Origin of the sequence: Xanthomonas sontii (assembly GCF_040529055.1) — a bacterium.
Classification (GTDB): domain Bacteria; phylum Pseudomonadota; class Gammaproteobacteria; order Xanthomonadales; family Xanthomonadaceae; genus Xanthomonas_A; species Xanthomonas_A sontii.
In genome coordinates this window covers 3,354,438-3,372,354 of record NZ_CP132342.1, presented here as the reverse complement: position 1 = coordinate 3,372,354, position 17,917 = coordinate 3,354,438, and the positions used below count along the sequence as shown (strand labels likewise).

17 protein-coding genes are annotated in these 17,917 nt (G+C 69.3%); all 17 read right to left on the bottom strand.

The window, feature by feature from the left end; translation table 11 throughout:
• Positions 1-6: 6 nt before the first annotated feature.
• The 17 genes from RAB70_RS14205 to fliM all read right to left on the bottom strand — a co-directional run bounded on the left by RAB70_RS14205 (position 7) and on the right by fliM (position 17,906).
• Positions 7-747 (bottom strand): flagellar motor protein, encoded by a 741-nt coding sequence (locus RAB70_RS14205; protein WP_010341770.1) that lies wholly within the window; start codon positions 745-747, stop codon positions 7-9.
• 336 nt (positions 748-1,083) lie between these two features.
• Complete coding sequence (locus tag RAB70_RS14200; RefSeq protein WP_043091957.1) at positions 1,084-2,835, bottom strand: chemotaxis protein CheA; 1,752 nt, start codon at positions 2,833-2,835, stop codon at positions 1,084-1,086.
• A 4-nt stretch (positions 2,836-2,839) separates the two neighbouring features.
• A complete protein-coding gene (locus RAB70_RS14195) occupies positions 2,840-3,451 on the bottom strand; it encodes a protein phosphatase CheZ (RefSeq protein WP_010341543.1) in 612 nt (203 codons plus the stop codon).
• Positions 3,452-3,844, bottom strand: a complete 393-nt coding sequence (gene cheY / locus RAB70_RS14190) for a chemotaxis response regulator CheY (protein ID WP_010341542.1) — start codon at positions 3,842-3,844, stop codon at positions 3,452-3,454.
• Positions 3,845-3,863: 19 nt separating this feature from the next.
• A complete protein-coding gene (locus tag RAB70_RS14185; protein WP_010341541.1) occupies positions 3,864-4,613 on the bottom strand; it encodes an RNA polymerase sigma factor FliA in 750 nt (249 codons plus the stop codon).
• Positions 4,610-5,494, bottom strand: coding sequence for a P-loop NTPase (locus RAB70_RS14180; protein ID WP_010341540.1), 885 nt, complete (start codon positions 5,492-5,494; stop codon positions 4,610-4,612). Before RAB70_RS14180 ends, RAB70_RS14185 begins: the two co-directional genes overlap by 4 nt.
• On the bottom strand, positions 5,481-7,106 hold the full coding sequence (gene flhF, locus RAB70_RS14175; protein ID WP_265529098.1) for a flagellar biosynthesis protein FlhF: 1,626 nt from the start codon (positions 7,104-7,106) through the stop codon (positions 5,481-5,483). The genes RAB70_RS14180 and flhF overlap by 14 nt, the downstream gene beginning before the upstream one ends.
• 170 nt (positions 7,107-7,276) lie before the next feature.
• Complete coding sequence (gene flhA / locus RAB70_RS14170; RefSeq protein ID WP_026143395.1) at positions 7,277-9,337, bottom strand: flagellar biosynthesis protein FlhA; 2,061 nt, start codon at positions 9,335-9,337, stop codon at positions 7,277-7,279.
• A 17-nt stretch (positions 9,338-9,354) separates the two neighbouring features.
• Positions 9,355-10,485 (bottom strand): flagellar biosynthesis protein FlhB, encoded by a 1,131-nt coding sequence (gene flhB, locus RAB70_RS14165; RefSeq protein WP_017909010.1) that lies wholly within the window; start codon positions 10,483-10,485, stop codon positions 9,355-9,357.
• Positions 10,486-10,590: 105 nt separating this feature from the next.
• Positions 10,591-13,479 carry a diguanylate cyclase gene (locus RAB70_RS14160; protein WP_148830006.1) on the bottom strand — a complete coding sequence of 963 codons (2,889 nt, stop codon included), beginning with the start codon at positions 13,477-13,479 and terminating at the stop codon, positions 10,591-10,593.
• Positions 13,480-13,713: 234 nt separating this feature from the next.
• Positions 13,714-14,505: a flagellar biosynthetic protein FliR gene (gene fliR / locus RAB70_RS14155; RefSeq protein ID WP_017909008.1), complete on the bottom strand. Its 792-nt coding sequence runs from the start codon at positions 14,503-14,505 to the stop codon at positions 13,714-13,716.
• Positions 14,505-15,002: a hypothetical protein gene (locus RAB70_RS14150; protein ID WP_265529089.1), complete on the bottom strand. Its 498-nt coding sequence runs from the start codon at positions 15,000-15,002 to the stop codon at positions 14,505-14,507. The genes fliR and RAB70_RS14150 overlap by 1 nt, the downstream gene beginning before the upstream one ends.
• Before the next feature lie 41 nt (positions 15,003-15,043).
• A complete protein-coding gene (locus tag RAB70_RS14145) occupies positions 15,044-15,313 on the bottom strand; it encodes a flagellar biosynthetic protein FliQ (protein ID WP_010343869.1) in 270 nt (89 codons plus the stop codon).
• A gap of 4 nt (positions 15,314-15,317) precedes the next feature.
• The gene (fliP, locus tag RAB70_RS14140) at positions 15,318-16,148 is read right to left on the bottom strand and encodes a flagellar type III secretion system pore protein FliP (RefSeq protein WP_148830046.1); all 831 of its coding nucleotides are present in this window, start codon (positions 16,146-16,148) and stop codon (positions 15,318-15,320) included.
• 2 nt (positions 16,149-16,150) lie between these two features.
• Positions 16,151-16,567 carry a flagellar biosynthetic protein FliO gene (fliO, locus tag RAB70_RS14135; protein WP_017911181.1) on the bottom strand — a complete coding sequence of 139 codons (417 nt, stop codon included), beginning with the start codon at positions 16,565-16,567 and terminating at the stop codon, positions 16,151-16,153.
• Positions 16,564-16,902 (bottom strand): flagellar motor switch protein FliN, encoded by a 339-nt coding sequence (fliN, locus tag RAB70_RS14130; protein WP_148830047.1) that lies wholly within the window; start codon positions 16,900-16,902, stop codon positions 16,564-16,566. The genes fliO and fliN overlap by 4 nt, the downstream gene beginning before the upstream one ends.
• On the bottom strand, positions 16,899-17,906 hold the full coding sequence (fliM, locus tag RAB70_RS14125) for a flagellar motor switch protein FliM (RefSeq protein WP_148830048.1): 1,008 nt from the start codon (positions 17,904-17,906) through the stop codon (positions 16,899-16,901). Before fliM ends, fliN begins: the two co-directional genes overlap by 4 nt.
• Positions 17,907-17,917: the final 11 nt, after the last annotated feature.

The window sequence follows — 17,917 nt, the reverse complement described above, 5'->3', positions numbered from 1 at the left end:
CGGAACTCAATGCAAGAATCCGGCCAGTTTCGATTCGATGTTGCGCGGGTTCTCGCCCTGGGCGATGGCGATCAACCCTTCGATGATCATTTCGCGCTCGCCGCAGCTGTGCTTGATCACGCTCTTGAGCTTGGCGGCCATCGGCAGGAACAGCAGGTTGGCCGAGGCGATGCCGTAGATGGTGGCGGTGAACGCGGCGGCGATGCCGTGGCCGAGCTTGCTCGGGTCGGCCAGGTTCTTCATCACCGCGATCAGGCCCAGCACCGCGCCGATGATGCCCAGGGTGGGCGCGTAGATGCCCATGCCCTCGAACACCTTGGCCGCGGCCAGGTCGCAATGTTCCTGGCCTTCCAGGTCGATCTCCAGCATGTGCCGGATCGCTTCCGGCTCCACGCCGTCCACCAGCATCTGCAGGCCCTTGCGCACGAACGGATCCTGCTGCTGCGGCACCTGGTTCTCCAGCCCGAGCAGGCCCTGGCGGCGCGCGATGTTGCTCCATTCCACGATCTGCTTGAGCAACGCCTGGCGATCGCTCGGCGGCGGCCACAGGATCCACTTGGCGATCTGGAACGCACGGCGGAACACGGACGGCGGGGTATGCACCAGGATCGCGGCGACGGTGCCGACGATCACGATCACGAACGCAGCCGGCGACCACAGCGCCGAAATGCCGGCGCCCTTGAGGATGCTGCCGCCGATGAGCGACAGAATCGCCAACAGCAGGCCGATGAGACTGAGCTTGTCCATGCAGGAGGTATCGGCCAGGGGGCGGGGGACTTGATGGGTTGGCGGCCGGGAATGGGGAATGGGGAATGGGGAATCGATGAAGCCGGGATTCGGGAATGGCGATTCGGGAATCGCAAAAGCGCGCGCACGCCAACCGCTCATCCCGGCTCTATCGCGTCGCGGCTGAAGCCGCTCCCACATTGGGGGTGAGGTACACGGGAGCTGCTGTTGCGATTCCCGAATCCCAGCCTCACCGCGTCGCGGCTGAAGCCGCTTCTACGGCGGAATCAGGGGAAAACGAAGCGCCAGGGAACCCGCTCCTGCGATTCCCCATTCCCCATTCCCCAATCCCGGCCCTCAAGCCTTCAAGCCATCCACATCCAGGATCAGCGCCAGGCGGCCATCGCCGATGAGGGTGGCGCCGGCGTAGCCGGGCAGGCCGCGCAGCGAGCGCGGCAGCGGCTTGATCACCACTTCCTCGCGGCCGCGGACCTGGTCCACGACCAGGCCCATGCGCGATTCGCCGGCCTGCAGCACCACCACGGTGAGCAGCGGCAGTTGCGGGGCGTCGATGTTGAGCCACTGGCGCAGGTCCACCAGCGGCAGGGTGTGCGACTGCCGGTCGAGCACGGCGCGGCCGTCGAACCAGCCCAGCGAGCGGCGCGGGGCGTGCAGCACTTCCACCACGCGCGCCAGCGGCAGCGCGTAGACGGTATCGCCGGCCTGCACCAGCAGGGTCGGCAGGATCGCCAGGGTCAGCGGCACACGGATCAGGAAGCGGCTGCCGCGGCCCAGTTCCGACTGGATCTGGATCTGCCCGCTGAGTTCGCGGATGCGCGACTGCACCACGTCCATGCCGACGCCGCGGCCGGAGATGTCGGTGACTTCGGATTTGGTCGAGAAGCCGGGCAGGAACACCAGGTGCAGGCATTCCTCGGTGGTCAGGCGGGCGGCGGCCTCGGGGTCGATCAGGCCCTTCTCGCGGGCCTTGGCGCGCAGCCGTTCCGGGTCGATGCCGGCGCCGTCGTCCTGCACCTCGATGCTGACGTAGTCGCCTTCCTGCTGCGCCGACAGGCGCACGTGGCCGCCGCGCGGCTTGCCGGTGGCTTCGCGCAGCGCCGGGGCTTCGATGCCGTGGTCGATCGCGTTGCGCACCAGGTGCACCAGCGGATCGGCCAGCGCCTCGACCAGGTTGCGATCGAGCTCGGTGTCGGCGCCGATCAGTTCCAGCTCCACTTCCTTGTTGAGCGAGCGGGCGACGTCGCGCGCCACCTTGGGGAAGCGCGAGAACACCTTGCCCACCGGCTGCATGCGCGTGCGCATCACCGCCGACTGCAGGCGCGCGGTGGCGATGTCCAGGCTGCTGACCGCGCGGTCCAGCTCCTCGTCGCGCAGGCGCACGCGCAGGGTCTTGAGGCGGTTGCGCGAGAGCACCAGTTCGCCGATCAGGTTGACGATCGCGTCCAGGCGCTTGGTGTCCACGCGCACGGTGTGTTCGGGCTCGGCGGCCTTGGCCGGGGCGGCCGCGGCCTTGGGCGCGGCGCTGGGCGCGCGCGGCGCCGGCTGCAGCGCCTGCGGCGTGGCCGTCGGCGGCGCATCGCCGTGCAACTGGTCCAGCAGCGCTTCGAATTCGTCGTCGCTGATCAGGTCTCCCGCGGCCGCGGCGGTGGCCGGGACGGCGGCGGGCGCGGGCGCGGCGCTCTTCGCGGGTGCCGGCGCCGGTGCGTCGTCGCCGTGCGCGTCGAACTGCGCGATCAGCTCCGGCGGCGCGCGCGGCGGCTCCTGGCCGCTGCCGAAGGCATCGAGCATCGACTGCAGGTAGTCCAGCGACTGCTGCGCGGCGTCGAAGTGCCGCGCCTGCAGGGTGGCCTGGCCGGCACGGGCCATGCCCAGGGTTTCCTCCGCGGCGTGGCACAGCTCGACCATGGCGTTGATCGCCAGGAAGCCGGCACCGCCCTTGAGCGTGTGGAAGCCGCGGAACACGGCGTTGAGCTGGCCGCTGTCCTCGGGCGCCTGCTCCAGCGACACCAGCTGCTCGCCGAGCCGGTCCAGGATCTCCTGGGCCTCGATGATGAAGTCGGCAGCGATGTCGTCGGGTACGGCGCTCATGGCATTACAGTCCCAATCCGGACAGCAGGTCGTCGGCGTCGTGCTGCGATACGCCGTGGCGGTCCAGGCCGGGCAGGGCCGGGCCGGCCAGGCTGCCGTCGGCCTTCTTGTTTTCTTCCTTCGGCGGCAGACCCAGCGCGCCGAAGCCTTCGTGCACGCGGCGCACGATGCCGGCGACGCGACGGATGATCTGCCCGGTCAGATCCTGGAAGCTCTGCGCCAGGGCCATTTCGGTGAGGTTGTGGCGGATCTTGTCGAGGATCTCGCTCTGGTCGCCGCTGAGGCCGCCGGCGGCGAGCTGGTCGGCCAGCGCACGGCATTCCTCGGCCAGGTCCAGGGTGCGGTGGCTGGCCTGTTCGGTCATCTCCACCACGTGGTCCAGGCGCGAGCAGGCGTCGTCCAGCTCGCCGGCCTCGCTGGGCACCACCGGCAGTTCGCCGAGCGCCTGCCCCAGATCGCGCGCGAGCCGGCTCAGGCCCTGCATCATCGGCCGCGTGCGCCAGGCGGCGAGGGTGTCGATCTCCCTGCGCCAGCCGGCCTCGTCGCCGTTCTCCAGCGCGTCCAGCGCGCCTTGCAGGCGTTCGATCAGGGCGGTACGTTCGGCGGTGGCTTCCATTTAGGCGGTCGCTCCCAGGCGTTCGAAGATCTTGCCCAGCTTCTCCTGCAGCGTCTGCGCGGTGAACGGCTTGATGATGTAGCCGTTCACGCCGCACTGCGCGGCCTCGATGATCTGCTCGCGCTTGGCCTCGGCGGTGACCATCAGCACCGGCAGGTGCTTGAGCTTGTCGTCGGCGCGGATGTTGCGCAGCAGATCGATGCCGGTCATGCCCGGCATGTTCCAGTCGGTGACCACGAACTCGAACGGCGCCGAGCGCAGCGCGGCCAGGGCGCTGTTGCCGTCTTCGGCCTCGGCGGTGTTGGTGAAGCCCAGATCGCCGAGCAGATTCTTGACGATGCGTCGCATCGTCGAGAAATCGTCCACGATCAAAATCCGCATGTTCTTGTTCACCACTGACTCCTAAGGGTTCCTATTCTTCGTCTTCCAGACCGGCATCGGCGACCTCGAACGCCTTCAGGCGTCCGCGCAACCGTACCGTGGCCTGGCCATGGATCTGACACACGCGCGACTCGCTGACCCCGAGCACCGCGCCGATTTCCTTGAGGTTCAATTCCTGCTCGTAGTACAGCGACAGCACCAACTGCTCGCGTTCGGGCAACTGCGCGATGGCCTTGCCCAGCTCGCGGCCGAATTCGCTGCGCTCGAGCATCTGCTGCGGATTGGGTCCGCCCTTGGCGATGGTATCCAGCTCGCCATGGTCCTCGATGCGCGACTCCAGGCTCAGCACCTGGCCGCGGGCGGCATCTTCCATCAAACGCAGGTATTCGGGAAGCGGCATGTCCATCGCCGCGGCCACTTCGTTGGCGGCGGCGGCGCGGCCGGTGCTCTGTTCGATCTTGCGGATCGCCGAGGCGGCGTCGCGGGCGCGGCGGTGCACCGAGCGCGGCACCCAGTCGCCGCGGCGGATCTCGTCGATCATCGCGCCGCGGATGCGGATCGAGGCGTAGGTTTCGAACGAGGCGCCCTGTTCGGCGTCGTAGCTGCGCGAGGCCTCGATCAGGCCGATCATGCCGGCCTGGATCAGGTCGTCGATCTCGACGCTTGCCGGCAGCCGCGCGGCCAGGTGGTGGGCGATGCGCCGGACCAGGTCCGAGTGCTGGGTGATGTAGTCGTTGGCGCTGTTGCGCTGGACGGCGCGGTAGTGGGCGGCGGCGTTCATGCGGCCACCCCGCGCTGGATGATGCGTTCGACGAAGAACTCGACGTTGCCGCGCGGGGCGGTCGGCGCCTGCCAGCGTGCGGTGCGCCGGGCGATCTCGGAGATCGCCTGCGCCGACGGGCTGGACGGGTAGGCCTTGACCACCGGCTGCTGGCGCTGCACCGACAGGCGCAGCCAGTCGTCCTGCGGCACGCAGCCCAGGTAGTTCAGCGACACGTCGCCGAGGAACTTCTCGCAGACCCGGCTGAGCTTGTCGTACAGCAGGCGGCCTTCGTTGAGGTCGCGGACCATGTTGGCGACGATCTGCACCCGGTCCACGCCGCGCTCGCGCGAGAGGACCTTGATCAGGGCGTAGGCGTCGGTGATCGAGGCCGGCTCGTCGCAGACCACCACCACCGCGTCCTGCGCGGCCTGGCAGAAGGTCAGCACGCTGTCGGTGATGCCGGCGGCGGTGTCGACGATCATCACGTCCAGCTCGCGCTGCAGCTCGGAGAACACGTTGACCAGGCCGACGTGCTGGGCCGGCGGCAGCTCGGCCATGTAGCGGCGGCCGGAGGCGGCGGGCACCACCATCAGCCCGTTGGGCATGTCGATCAGCACCTCTTCCAGGGTGCAGCGCCCGGCGACCAGGTCGGCCACGGTGAACTTGGGGGTCAGCCCGAGCAACACGTCGACGTTGGCCAGGCCCAGGTCGGCGTCCAGCAGCAGGGTGCGCTTGCCCATGTCGGCCAGCGCCATGGACAGGTTGACCGAGATGTTGGTCTTGCCCACGCCGCCCTTGCCGCCGGTCACGGCGATGGTGCGCACCGGACCCAGCGGTTCGCTGCGCGTCGCCGACAGGGGGAAGGCATTGGTCAGATTGACGTAGTCACGCGACGGCATGGGTCTGCTCCGGAGTACAGGGCTTATCGGCAGCGCGCCGCAAATCTTCAAGGCGCAATACCAGGCTGGCGGCGTTGGCGCGGTGCAGGTCGTCCGGCACGCGCTGTCCATCGGTCACCCAGGTGATGGGGAGGCGGTGGTCCACGACCACCGACAAGGCACTGCCGAACCGCCCGGTCTCGTCCAACTTGGTCAGGATGACCCCCTGTGGGTCGGCGCCGGCGAACCGGCGCACCACCTCGTCCAGGTCGGAGAAATGGGCGTTGGCGGGGAGGACCAGCAAGGATCGGACCACCCGCGAGGCGCGCAGCCAGTGCAGCTGGGCGGCCAGGGCGCGGTCGCGCTGGCCCATGCCGGCGGTGTCGATCAGTACCAGCTTGTAGTCGGCCAGGCGCTCCAGCAGCTGCTGCAGCGCGGCGTCGCTGTCGGCCTCGTGCACGGCGATGCCGAGCTGGCGGCCGTAGCTGTGCAGCTGTTCGCGGCCGCCGACGCGGATGGTGTCGGTGGTGACCAGGGCCACGTCGCGGGCGGCATGGCGCTCCAGGAAGCGCGAGGCCAGCTTGGCGATGGTGGTGGTCTTGCCGGCGCCGGTCGGGCCGATCAGGGCGATCACGCCGCCTTCCTCGAGCGGGTCCAGCGCGGCGATCGGCAGGCGCTTGGACAGCAGGCCCAGCATCAGCCCGCGGCCGCGGTGCAGCTCCAGGTCGGCGGGGATCTGCATGACCACGTCGCGGGTGATGCCGCTGTCGAAGCCGTAGTCGTCCATCAGCTCCAGCGCCTGGGCGCGGACCGGCGAGCCGCGCAGGCGCTCGTCGGTGAGGCGGTTCATCTCGCGCTCGATCATCTGCCGCATCAGCGACAGTTCGTCGCGCAGCTGCGTCAATTGTTCGTCGTTCTGCGGGGCGGGGAAGGTCGGCACCGCCGCCAGCGCCGCGGCCGCCGGGATCCCGGCAGCGGCCGGCGCATCGGCGGTCGCGACGGGCGCGGCCGGGGCCGGGCTCGCCACCGGGGTCAGCGCCACCGCGGGCACGTCGTCGCGCCAGGCCGGCACGGCCTCGGCGGCCGGCGCCGCGGCGGCGGCGGCGAACGGACTGGGCATGGGCACGCTGATCGGGGCGTTGCGGAACACGTCCTCGGGGATGCTGAACTCGGCGCGGCCGGTGACCGGCGCTGCGGCCTTGGCCGGGGCGGCCTGGCGTGCGGCGGCAGCCGGGGCGGCCGCGGCGGGCATCGCCGAGGCGGCCAGCGCTGCCGGCTGGGTCAGCGGCCGTGCCGGGGAAGCGGCCGGGGCGGCCGGCGCGGCACCGCCGCGGCGCTCGCTGATCGCGGCCATCATCGCCATCGCCGGGCTGGCGGCGGCGTCGCCGCGTGCGGCACGCGGGGCCGCAGCGGCCGGCGCCTGGCTCGCCGCGGCGGCGCGCGGCGCCTCGTCCGGGCGCACCGCATCCAGCGCCCGCTGCACCAGGGCCTCGTCGTAGTTGCTGGCGGCCACGATCTCGATGCCCTCGTCGGTGCGCCGGTTGGACAGGATCACCGCATCCGGCCCGTGCTCGTCGCGCACCATCCGGAAGGCGGTGCGCATGTCGGGGGCGACAAAGCGTTTGATCTTCATGGGTGGGAGCCGGGAATGGGGAGTGGGGAATGGGGAATGGATGCGTGATCGGTGCCGATACGTGGCGGGCCGCGGTGTCGTGTCCGGTTTTTCGTGATCGTGTTCATTGCTCTCTCCGCTGCCGGGGCAAGGGTGCGATTCCCCATTCCCTGTTCCCGTTTCCCGTCATCTCAACTGATCGTGCCCACCAGCTTCAGCCGCTTGTCCTCCGGCACTTCGCTGTAGGACAGGACCGACAGCGCGGGGACGCTGTGGCGGACCAGGCGGGCGAGGGCGGCGCGGACCTGCGCCGGCACCAGCACCACCGCCGGTTCGTTGCGCGCCTCTTGCTTGCTCACGCAGTCCGCCAGACTTTGGTGCAAGCGTTCGGCCAGTCCGGGTTCCAGCGCCGCGCCATTGCCCTGGGTAGAGTCCTGCAAGACGCGTTCCAATTGCGGGGCCAGGGTGAACACCGGCAGTTCCGGGGCCATGCCGGCGATTTCCTGGACGATGAACCGGCCCAGGGCGTTGCGCACGGCGGCGGTGAGCGCGCCGGGTTCCTGACTCTGCGGGGCGTGCTCGACCAGGGCCTCGACGATCTTGCGCAGCTGCCGCACCGGGATCTTCTCGATGAGCAGGTTCTGCAGCACCCGCACCACCACCGACAGCGGCAGCGCCTTGGGGGTGAGGTCCTCGACCAGCTTGGGCGCGCTCTTGGCCAGGGTCGCCAGCAACTGCTGCACTTCCTCGTGGCCGAGCAGTTCCGGGGCGTGCTCGCGGATCAGGTGCGAGAGGTGGGTGGCGATCACCGTGGCCGGGTCGACCACGGTATAGCCCATGGTCTCGGCCTGGGCGCGCAGGTGCGGCTGGATCCAGATCGCATCCAGGCCGAACGCCGGGTCCTTGCCGGGAATGCCGTCGATCTTGCCGAGCGCGCCGCCCGGGTCCAGCGCCAGCTCGCGGTCCGGGTGGATGTCGGCGGTGGCCACCGGCACGCCGTGCACCAGCAGGCGGTAGGCGTTGGCCGGCAGTTCCAGGTTGTCGCGGATGTGCACCGGCGGCACCAGGAAACCGATGTCCTGGGTCAGCTTGCGGCGCACGCCCTTGATCCGCGCCATCAACTCGCCGCCCTGGGTCTTGTCCACCAGCGGGATCAGCCGGTAGCCGACCTCCAGGCCCAGCGGGTCGATCGGGCGCAGTTCGTCCCAGCCCAGTTCGGCATTGGCCTGAGCGGCGGCCGCGGCCTGCGGCGCCGCCTCGGCCGCGGCCGGCGGCGGCAGCAGGCTGCGCTTCCACATCTTCCAGGCCAGCAGGCCCAGGATCAGCGCCAGCGTCAAGAAAGCGACGTTGGGCATGCCCGGGATCAGGCCGACCAGGCCCAGGATCGCCGCGGCCACCGCCAGCGCCTTATGCTGGCCGAACACCTGGCCCATCATCGAGGCGCCCATGTCCTGCGAGCGCGAGGCGCGGGTGACCAGCATCGCCACCGCCGAGGACACCAGCAGCGCCGGCAGCTGCGCGACCAGGCCGTCGCCGATCGACAGCAGGGTGTAGGTGGAGGCGGCCTGCGCCACCGGCATGCCGTGCTGCAGCACGCCGACCGCCATGCCGCCGATCAGGTTGATGAACAGAATGAGGATGCCGGCGATGGCGTCGCCGCGGATGAACTTGCTGGCGCCGTCCATCGAGCCGTAGAAGTCCGCTTCCTCGCGCACTTCCTCGCGGCGGGCCTTGGCTTCCTCGCGGGTCAGCAGGCCGGCGTTGAGGTCGGCGTCGATCGCCATCTGCTTGCCGGGCATGGCGTCGAGGATGAAGCGTGCGGTCACTTCCGACACGCGCCCGGCGCCCTTGGTGATGACCACGAAGTTGATGATGGTCAGGATCGCGAACACCACGATGCCGACCGCATAGTTGCCGCCGATCACGAATTCGCCGAAGGCCTCGATCACCTTGCCGGCGGCGCCGTGGCCGCCCTGGCCATTGATCAGGATGACGCGGGTGGAGGCCACGTTCAGCGCCAGGCGCAGCATCGTGGTCATCAGCAGCACGATCGGGAAGATGCTGAACTCCAGCGGCCGCTTCACGTACACCACGGCCAGCAGCACCATCAGCGAGATGGCGATGTTGAAGGTGAACAGGGCGTCCAGCACCGGTGCGGCCAGCGGCACCACCACCATCGCCAGCATCAGCAACACGATCACCGGGGCGCCGAGCCCGTGCTTGATCATGTCCATGACTTTGCGCGTGTTCATCTGCGCGGCAGGCTGACTCATGGCTGGCTCCCCGGGGCGAATTCATCCACTTCCAGCGGCGGCAACGGCGGCATCGGCCCGCTGCGCCAGGCGCGCAGCGTGTAGACGTACGAGAGGACCTGCGCCACCGCGGAATACAGTCTCACGGGAATTTCCTTGCCGAGTTGGCCTTCCCTATACAAGGCGCGTGCCAAAGGCGGCGCCGAGATCACCGCCACGCGGTGCTGCTCGCCGACCTCGCGGATGCGGAAGGCGATCTCGTCCACGCCCTTGGCGACCACGGTGGGGGCGCGCATGCGCCCGCTCTCGTACTTCAGCGCCACCGCATAGTGGGTGGGGTTGACCACCACCACGTCGGCCTTGGGCACGGCTTCCATCATCCGCCGCTGCGACATCTGCATCTGCATCTGGCGGATGCGGCCCTTCACCTCGGGGCTGCCGTCGTTTTCCTTCATTTCCCGGCGCACTTCCTCGCGGGTCATCTTCAGTTTGCGGATGTAATTCCACTTCTGATAGGGCGCGTCGATCGCCGCCAGCAGCGCCAGCGCGCCGGCGGTGTACAGCAGCAGCCGCAGGGTGAAGCCCAGGCCGTGGCCGATGGCCTGCTCCAGCGGCTGCAGCAGCAGGCCGCGCAGGAAGTCGGTGCTGCCCCACAGGCACAGCATCGCGGCGCCGCCGACGAAGCCCATGCGCAGGATCGACTTGAGCAGTTCGACGATGGTCTCGGCGCCGTACATGCGGCTCAGCCCGTTCATCGGGTTGAGCCGGTCGAACTTGGGCATCAGCGCCTGGCCGGAGAAGCGCAGGGTGCCCATCAGCACCGGCGCGGCGAAGCTGGCCGCCAGGCAGATGCCGACCAGCGGCAGCACCACCCAGAGCAGGTTCAGCAGCAAGTCGCCGAAATGGCCGAACATCGCCTGCGGATGCTCGCGCAGCGACAGGTCCGGGCGCAGCGCCTGTTTCAGCCAGGCCACCGCCCCGGCGGCCATGGAGGTGGACAGGCCCATGAGGGCGAAGACGCCGGCGCTGAACACCGCGGCGGTCGCCAGTTCGCGCGAATGCGGGATGTTGCCCTGTTCGCGGGCTTCGCGCAGACGTTTGTCTGTTGGCTGTTCTGTGCGCTCTGCGCCTTCTTCGCTCTCGGACATCGGGGGTGCGCTCGGCCAGGATCGACCCTGCGCATTGCAAGGACCGTGCCGGTCCCTGGCCCGGATTCCGGGCGCTGCCGCCGCGCCTCTCGGCCGCGGCGGCGGCTAGGCGAGTTGCAGCTCGACCCGGTCGCGGCCCAGCCGCTTGGCCTGGTACAGCGCCGCGTCGGCGCGCGCCAGCAGGTGCTGCAGCGGTTCGCCCGGTCGATACCAGGCCACGCCGATCGAGGCGGTGATCGCCAACTGCCGCTCGCCGATGCGCAGCGGCTGCCCGGCGATGGTGGCGCGCAGGGCCTGCAGCCGCTCGCCGCAGCTCGGCGGCAAGCCCGGCAGCACCGCCAGCAGTTCCTCGCCGCCGTAGCGGCCGACCATGTCGGCGTCGCGCAGGTTGGCGCCCAGGCGCCGCGCCACCTCGATCAGCACCGCGTCGCCCACCAGGTGGCCGTGTTCGTCGTTGATCCGCTTGAAGTGGTCGAGGTCGATCATCGCCACTGCCAGCGGGGTCTGCTCGGCGTCGCTGCGGCGCATCTGCGCCGCCAGCGCCTCGAGGATGCCGGCGCGGTTGAGCAGGCCGGTGAGGGCGTCGTGCGAGGCCTTCACCGCCAGTGCGGCGCGGGCGATCTCCAGTTCGCGCTTGTCGTGTTCCAGCTCCTCGGTGCGCAGCGCCACCAGTTCGGCCAGTTCGCGCTGGCGCTGGTGCAGGCGGCGTTCGCGCCAGTGCAGCAGGGCCACCGCCAGGCCGCCGCCGAGCACCAGGTACAGCGCGATCATCGGCTGGCTGCGCCACCACACCGGCGCCACCGAGAACGCCACCCGCAGCGGCGCCGAGGCGCTGCGCCGGTAGGCGTCCAGCAACTGCACCTCCAGCACGTAGTGGCCCGGCGCCAGCGGCGGTTGCTCGAACTCGAAGTTGGGCGTGTGCAGCCAGCGGGTGTGTGCGCCCTCGAAGCGATAGCGGAAGCTGATGCGGTTGCGCTCGTCGTACAGGTCCGGCGAGCCGACCGCGATATGCAGCGGATCTTCGCTCCAGCGCAGGCGCGCGCCCGCGGCGATGGCGGCGCCGGCACGGCTGAACTCCTTGAGCGCCAGCCTTGGCGCCTGCGCCGGGAACAGCCGCGCCGGATCCAGCAGATGGGTGACGCCACGGCTGCTGCCCAGCCATACCGAGCCGTCGTGGTCTTCCAGGAAGGCCGATTCGGACATGTCGTTCCAGAGCAGCCCCTGCGCCTGCGTCAGCCGCGACCAGGCGCGGCCGTCGTAGACGTCCACGCCCTGGTTGTGGCTGATCCAGATCCACCCGTTGCGGGTGCGGCGCAGGCTGTACAGCTGCATGCCGCTCAACTGCGCATCGGCCGGCTGCAGGTACAGGGTGTCGCCGTCGAGCCGCCCTTGCCAGGCCCCGGGTCCATACAGGCTGGCCCAGGCCTGGTCATCGTCCAGGACCAGCAGCTTGCTGAGCACGGGTTGCGCCGGCGCACCATCCACGACCAGCCGGATCGGCGTCCAGGTCTCGCCACGCAGTCGGAACACGCCGGTCATACCCACCGCCAGCACGCTGCCGTCGCCACGCTGCTGGATGTCCGAATACTCGCCACCGGGCAGCGCCTGCACCTTCTGCGGCACCGCGTCGGCGTCGGCCGCCGCCAGCAGATACACCCCGCGGTTGCTGAGGATCCACACCCGGCCGCTCGCATCCACGAACAGCTGTTTGGCGATGCCGTCCAGCGGCGGGTAGGCGCGCAGCAGCCGGCCCTGCGCGTCGTATCGGCGCAGCGCGCCGACCGAGCCGATGCTCCACAGCGTGCCGTCCGCGGCGCGTTGCAGGCCGATCATCTGCGTGCCGTGGTCGCTGGGCCAGCGCTGGAAGCGGCCATCCTCGCGCAGGCGGTCGACGCCGCCCTCGTTACCGACCAGCAGGTCGCCGCGCTGGGTGCGCTGGATGCTCCAGGTCGGCGCCCGACTGATGCCCTGCGACACATCCCAGTTCTCGATCCAGCCGTAGCCGTTCCAGCGCAGCACGCCTTCGCCATCCATGCTCAGCCACAGGTCGCCGGCCTGGTCGAAGTGCATGGCGACGATGCTGCCATCGGGCAGGCCGTTGCGACGGTCGAAACTGCGCCAGCGTCCCTGTTCCCAACGCGCCAGGCCCTGGTTGGTCCGCACCAGCACGCGGTGCTGCGGGTCCAGCAGGATCGGCGTGCGCGAGGTCACCAGGGCCGGTCCGTCCAGCCCGGGGGGTGTCTGCTCCTGGAAGCGCGTCGCGCCGGCCTGCAGCCGCATCACCTTGCGACTGCCGACGACCCACAGGTTCCCGTCGCGGTCGCGCACCGCATTGCGCCAGAATTCGGGGGGCAGGCCCTGGGCCTGGTCGTAGCGGGTGGCGCGACCGTCGGCATCGATCCGGCACAAGGCCTTGGCGCAGCCCAGCCACAGTGTGTCGTCGACGACGAACAGGTCGTGGATGTCGGCCAGTTCCGGTTGCCGCGCCAGCGTCGCCGCATCGAACAGGGGTTGCAGTTCCCATCCCTTCGCATCGGCCTTGCGCACCGCGCGCAGCAGGCGGTGGTCGTCCAGCACCACCGTGCCCCAGGCCGGCGCGGCCAGGCGCGGGCGGTTGAGCGGGCGATGCGAGGGCAGGCTGCCGTGCTCCAGCGGCATCCAGCCGGCCGGCGAGCCATCGTCCACGTAGATCGCATCGAAGGTGGCCACCCACAGCCGCCGCTGGGCGTCCTCGGCGGCATCGGAGATGTAATGGCCGCCGTGGCCCTGCAGCTTCACTTGCTGGAACTGGTCGCCGTCGAAGGCATACAGGCCGCTTTCGCTGCAGACCAGCAGGCTGCCGTCGCGACGCTGCAGCAGACAGGTGCCGGCCAGGCCGAGCAGGCCTTGTTCCTGCGCATAGTGCCGCAACGGGATCACCTGGGCCTGTGTCGCCCCGGTGCAGGTCAGTGCCGACAGCAGCAGCCACAGCGGCCCCCACAGGCATCGACCCATGACCGTGCGCATGCGCGCTCAGCCGCCGCTGCACCGCCGTGGGACACGGCGATGGCAGGCACGAGCGGGCGCTGGCAGGCGATAGGGCATGGCGTACGACGAGCGATGGAAGGAAGGACGGACCGCGGCGATCGACGGGATCCGGGACGGTCGGCGCTGCCGCCGCCCATCCTGGCCCGCCAACGGTAGCCTGCCGTCGGTATCGGCCGCGTCGCGGCGCAGCTTGAGCGCCGGCTAGGCGGTCAGCGCGCGCGCGGCATTGAAGGCGGCATCGAACAGCCGCTGCACCGGCGCCCCCATCTCACCGACCAGCACCGCCAGCAGCGCCAGGCCCAGCACCACCGCCACCGGCAGGCCGAGCTGGATCGGGTTCAGCGACGGCGCCGCCTTGGCCAGCGCGCCGAAGGCCAGGTTCACCGCCATCATCGCCACCATGACCGGCAGCGCCAGGGTCACCGCCCCGCGCATGATGCTCATGAAGAAGTTAGGCGCGACCGAGGCCATGGCCTGCGCATCGGGCAGCGCGGTGCCGATCGGCAGCGCCTTGTAGCTGTCCACCAGCAGCGACACCACCGCCAGATGCCCGTTGGCGGTGAAGAACATCATGCCGAAGGCCAGGTAGAACCACTGGCCGATCACCGGCGAGTTGACCCCGCGCAGCGGATCGGCCATCTGCGCGAAGCCCAGGCCGGTGCTCTGCGAGACCAGTTCCCCGGCCATCGCCCCGGCCTCGAAGATCATCCGCAGCATGAAGCCCATGCTGGCCCCCACCGCCAGCTCCCGTGCCACGCTGAGCACCACCGCGGCATTGAACCCGTCCCAGTCCGGCACCGGCGGCAGGATCGGCGCCAGCGCAATCGCCAGCGTCCCGGCCAGGATCACCCGCACCCGCCCCGGCACCGCCTTGCTCCCGACCATCGGCATCACCGTCAACATCGCCCCGATCCGCAGCATCGTCCACAGCACCGCCCCGATCATCGCGAACGCCCGCGACCCATCGACGACCATTTGCGTGGCGGCATCCATCAGCCCGAGACCCCGTTAACCGCAACAAAAGAACGCCCGGTGGCGCCAGCGCGAAGCCAACGCCCCACCACCATCAATGGCACCCCGGCCGGCCCCTGACCAACCAAGGACACCGCACGACTGGCAACGACGCCAAAGCCAAAGCTGCGATAGCCGCAGCTGCCGCTTTTGCGGTTGCTGTTGCCGTTGCTGTTGTTTTGTTCTTGCTCCACCGGGTCCCCTCCGCAGCGGCGGAGCTGGCGGGCAAAACCCCCCGCAGGGGGGCGGCGCACAGGGATGTGCGCCGTTTTCGGCCGGGGCAGGATGCCCCGGCCGAAAATCCCGCTAGCGGAGCGGACCCGCGCAGCGGGCGCGAAGGCGGGGTGTGCTTTCTTTTGGTTACTTTTCTTTGCACAAGCAAAGAAAAGTGACTCGCCGCCAGGCGAAAGCTTTTGTTTTTCAAACGGCTCGCAGTAATGCGCAAGCCGTTGCTGATTCTGTCCAACAACGAAGGACATCAAAACGCTGGAAAGCGTAGCGGCAGACGCAGCCATCCCCGCTACCCAATCAAATGCGGAATACGCTGAAACAACATCGTCGTGTACTCCACCAGATGCGCCAGTAACATACTTCCCGTCGCGAACAACATCGCCGTCAACGCCACCACCTTCGCGATGAACGCAATGGTCGGCTCATTGAGCTGCGTCGCCGCCTGGAACACACCGATCACCACACCCACCGCCAACATCGCCAGCAACAACGGCCCCGCCACCCACAACACCGTGATCAACCCGCCACGCAACTCCGTCAGCGCCAGTTCCGGACTCATGGCCTCAGACCCCGTTGAAACTGGCAGCCAGCGTGCCGACCGTCAGCACCCAGCCATCGACCAGCACGAACAGCAGAATCTTGAACGGCGCCGAGATCAGCATCGGCGACATCATCATCATGCCCATCGACATCAGCACGCTGGCTACCACCAGATCGATGATCACGAACGGGATGAAGATCAGAAAGCCGATCTCGAACGCCGTCTTCAGCTCGCTGGTGACGAACGAGGCCACCAGCACCTGGAACGGCACCGCATCCGGGCCGCTGTAGGTGCCGTTGCCGGCCATGCCGGCGAAGGTCATCAGATCGGTCTCGCGCACCTGCGCCAGCATGAACGCGCGCAGCGGCTGCGTGGTCAGCGTCCACGCCGTCTGGAAATCGATCTGGCCGTTGAGATACGGGCTCATGCCCTGGCCCCAGGCCTTTTCCCACACCGGCATCATCACCAGCGCGGTCAGGAACAGCGCCAGGCCCATCAGCACCTGGTTGGACGGCGTCTGCCCGGTGCCCAGCGCCTGCCGCAGCAGGCCGAGCACGATGGTGATGCGGGTGAAGGCGGTCAGCACCAGCAGCAGCGACGGCAGCAGGGTGATGGCCGTCATCAACAGCAGGGTCTGCAGCGGCAGGCTCACCGGCTGCGCGCCGATCTTGCCGACGTTGACCTCCGGCAGCGAGGGCAGGGTGGGCGCGGCGTTCTGCGGGGCCTGCGCGGTCGGCGTGGCGGCCGGCGCCGGCTTGGCCTGCGCCCAGGCGAACGCGGGCAGCAGGCTCAGCGTCAACAGGATCAGCAGCAGGCGCAGGCGGCGGGCGTTGCGGTTCCAGAAAAACGGCATGGTCATTTGTCCTTGCGCAGCTTCTGCGCCAGAAGCTGGGCGAAATCGGGAAGCTGCTTGAACGGCTTGATCGAGGGCAGGGTCGGCGCAGGCGCCTGCGGCAGCGGCTCGGGCAGCTGATGCAAGGTGCGTACCCCGCCGGGCGAGACGCCGAGCAGCAGCTGTTCGCCGTTGACCTCGACCACCACCACCCGCTCCTTGGCGCCGACCGCCAGGCTGGCGACCACTCGCAGGCCTTGCGCCGGGCGGAAGCCGCTGCCGGGCAGGCGCTTGAGCACCCAGGCCATGGCCAGGATCAGGCCCAGCACCAGCAGCAGCGCGAACACCGCGCCGAGCAGGCTGGGCGCCGACGGCGCCGCGTTGCCGACGCCCGAGCCGTGCTTGGCGGTCTGCGTGGCGACGGCGAGCAGCAGGCTCACCGCAGTCTCCGGATGCGCTCGCTGGGGCTGACCACGTCGGTCAGACGCACGCCGAAGCGGTCGTTGATGGTCACCACTTCGCCGTGCGCGATCAGGGTGCCGTTGACGTACACGTCCAGCGCCTCGCCGGCGCCGCGCTCCAGCTCCACCACCGAGCCCTGGTTGAGCTGCAGCAGGTTGCGGATCGGGATGCGGCTGCGGCCGACTTCCAGCGACAGCGTCACCGGCACGTCCAGGATCACGTCCAGGTTCAGGTCGTTGGATTCGGCCACGGCGTCCGGCTGCAGGCTGTCGAACTGGGCCGGCGCCGGCTGGGTGGGATCGGTCTGGGTCATGGCAGGTCTTCCTGGGGAGCGGGGCGGCGGCGCAGCGCGCCGGGGGGATGGGTGGCGGTGATCTTCACCGCGTTCTGGCCGTGCGAGATGCCGAACTCGCCGGTGAACACCGGGATGTTCTCCACGCACAGCGGCACCTGCTTGGGCAGGTCGATCGGCAGCACGTCGCCGATCTTCAGCCGGGTCAGCTCGCGCAGGCTCATCTGTTTCTGCGCCAGCACGCTGGAAATGGTGACCTCCGAGCCGAACAGCTGCTCGCGCAGCATGATGTTCCAGCTCTCGTCGCGGTCCACGCGGTCGCTCTGGATGCCGGCGTCGAGCAGTTCGCGGATCGGCTCCAGCATCGAGTACGGCAGGGTCACGTGGATCTCGCCGCCACCGCCTTCCAGCTCCACGTGGAAGCGGCTGACCACCACGTACTCGCGCGGGGTGACGATGTTGGCGAAGTGCGGGTTGACCTCGGAATTGAGGTACTCGAACTCCACCTCCATCACCGGCGCCCAGGCTTCGGCCAGGTCGGCGAAGGTCTGCTTGAGCATCAGCTGGATCACCCGCATCTCGGTCGGGGTGAACTCGCGGCCTTCGATACGGGTGGGGTAGCGGCCGTCGCCGCCGAAGAAGTTGTCGACCACGGTGAACACCAGGGTCGGCTCGAACACGATCAGGCCGGTGCCGCGCAGCGGCTTGAACTTGATCAGGTTCAGGTTGCTCGGCACGTACAGCGAGTGCATGTAGTCGTTGAACTTGATCAGGTCGATGCCGCGCACCGACAGGTCGGCCGAGCGCCGGATCAGGTTGAACAGGCCGATCCGCCACAGGCGCGCGAAGCGTTCGTTGACCATCTCCAGGGTCGGCATGCGCCCACGGATGATCCGGTCCTGGCTGGAGAAGTCGTAGCTGCGCGCTTCGCCCGGCTCCGGCGGCGCCGGCTCGGTGTCCACCACGCCCGCGTCGACGCCATGCAGCAGGGCATCGATCTCGTCTTGGGAGAGCAGGTCGGTCATCGCGGCAGCGC